Origin of the sequence: Methanobrevibacter sp. 87.7, from assembly GCF_002208625.1 — an archaeon.
Lineage (GTDB): Archaea > Methanobacteriota > Methanobacteria > Methanobacteriales > Methanobacteriaceae > Methanarmilla.
Genome location: NZ_MRCT01000223.1, coordinates 1 through 2,139, shown reverse-complemented (window position 1 = coordinate 2,139; position 2,139 = coordinate 1). Strand labels below are relative to the sequence as shown.

At 22.3% G+C, this 2,139-nt stretch carries 2 protein-coding genes; one reads left to right on the top strand and one right to left on the bottom strand.

From position 1 onward, the window contains the following. Positions 1-102 precede the first annotated feature (102 nt). Complete coding sequence (locus BGI41_RS07810; protein WP_233126347.1) at positions 103-930, bottom strand: sulfite exporter TauE/SafE family protein; 828 nt, start codon at positions 928-930, stop codon at positions 103-105. 272 nt (positions 931-1,202) lie between these two features. Here BGI41_RS07810 and BGI41_RS07805 point away from each other — a divergent pair, with 272 nt between their 5' ends. Beyond that, entirely contained in the window at positions 1,203-2,000 is a 798-nt protein-coding gene (locus BGI41_RS07805; protein WP_088540135.1) for a carbon-nitrogen hydrolase family protein, read from the top strand. Positions 2,001-2,139 lie beyond the last annotated feature (139 nt).

The window sequence follows — 2,139 nt, the reverse complement described above, 5'->3', positions numbered from 1 at the left end:
AATTAGTTTTTATTTATTTAAAAGTTTTTTAAAGTAATTTTTATATTTTAAATAGCTTTTAGTAGTATTTTAAAGTTTTAAATATAAAAAAAGTAAATAGTTTTAAATTGGAATTATTCCAAGTAATTTAAAACTAATTACAATTAAAACTACTGCATATATGATTTTTAATTTTTTCTCATCTATTTTATATGCAATTTTTGCCCCAAATCTTGCCATAGGTATTGAAAATATTATTATAATAAAAAAGTTTATTAAATTTACATAACCAATTGAATATGGTAGGATATTCATATTTAATCCACTAAGTACATAGGATATTGTTCCACCTATAGATGTAAATGGTATAAATATTGTTGAAGTTGCTATTGCTTCAATTAATGAAAATCCAAATAAACCCATAAGCATTGGTATAAGAATAACTCCTCCACCAATACCAAATAATCCTGCACAGAATCCAATAAATATACCAAATACTGCTCCAATTGCAAGATTTAATTTTAATTTAGGTTCTTTTTTGCTTTTATCTCTATCAATAAATAAATTTATTGCAATTAAAATAAGTATAATTCCGATTGTTAATTCAAGTATTCTTGAAGGTAATAGAACTGCTACTTTTCCACCAATAAATCCACCTACTGCACCAAATATTCCAAATATTATTCCTGGTTTAAGAATATTCATATCTGATTTCTTATTATGAACATATGCTCCTGATAATGCAGTTGGTATAATACATGCAAGACTTGTTCCAAGTGCTACTTTAAATCCTATTTCTGGATTTACTCCTGAATAACTTAATGCAAAATATTGTAAAGGAACCATTAGGAATCCTCCACCAATTCCAAGAAGTCCTGATGCTAATCCAACTATTATTCCAAGTATTCCAAGAAATATATAGTAAAAAATTGAAAAAATAATTTTAGACACCTTATAGAATTATTAAATATAATCTATTATAAATTAGAATAGATCTAATTTAATTAATAAAAATATTTATTTTAATAATATTTTTATATATAATATTAGTTCTTTATTAGGTTTAAAATTTTTTAAATTATTTATTTTTTTATTAAGTTAAAATTTTTTTAGGATAGTTTTATTAGGTTTAAAATTTTTCAGATTCTTTGTTTTATTAAGTTTAGAATTTTTTAGAATTTTTTTCTTAAAATTTTTATATGAAAAAATTAAATAGTGAAAATATGAAAATTGCATTAGCACAAATGAGAATAAATGATGATTTAAATAGAAATTATGAGAAGTCTATTGATTTTATTAAGAAAGCTTCAAAGGAAAATGCAGATTTAATTTGTTTTTCAGAAATTCAATTAAGTCCGTTTTTCCCACAATATGAAAAAACAGATGTATCTAAGTATATTCTAGATTTTAATTCTAAATATATTAAAGGAATACAGAAAGCATCTAATATGTATAATATATATTCATCACCTAATTTTTACATTAAAGAGAATAATAAGCTATATGATATGAGTTTATTAATTGATGATTCTGGTAAAATTATAGGTAAACAGAAAATGGTTCACATAGCTCAATGTGATAAATTTTATGAGCAATCTTATTATACTCCTTCAGAAGAAGGATTCAATGTTTTTAATACTAAATTTGGAAAAATTGGAATTGTTGTATGTTTTGATAGACATTATCCTGAAAGTATTAGAACAAGTGCTTTAAAAGGTGCAGAACTTATTATTATTCCAACAGCAAATACTACTTCAGAACCAGAAGAACTTTTTAAATGGGAAATTAATGTTCAAGCATTTCAGAATAGTGTTAATATTGCAATGTGTAATCGTGTTGGTATTGAAGATCAAATGGAATTTTCAGGTAAATCTATGGTAAGTGATTATAATGGTAATACTGTAAAAATAGCTGATAATAAAGAGCAATTATTATTTGCTAATATTAACTTGGAAAATTCCACTAAAACAAGAAAAATTAAACCTTATTTTGATTTAAGAAATAAAGAGTTTTATTTATAATTATTATTAAATATTTTTTATTATTTTAATTTCATTTTTATGTTTTTTAGGTTTTTTTCTTGTTTATTGTTTTTTATGCTTTTTTAGGTTTTTTTAGGTTTTTTAGGCTTTTTTCTTGTTTTTAACATTTATATACTTA

What these genes read in the sequence shown, in the direction of transcription:
- BGI41_RS07805 (WP_088540135.1), top strand. Translation starts at nt 1,203, where the DNA reads ATGAAAATTGCATTAGCACAAATGAGAATAAATGATGATTTAAATAGA.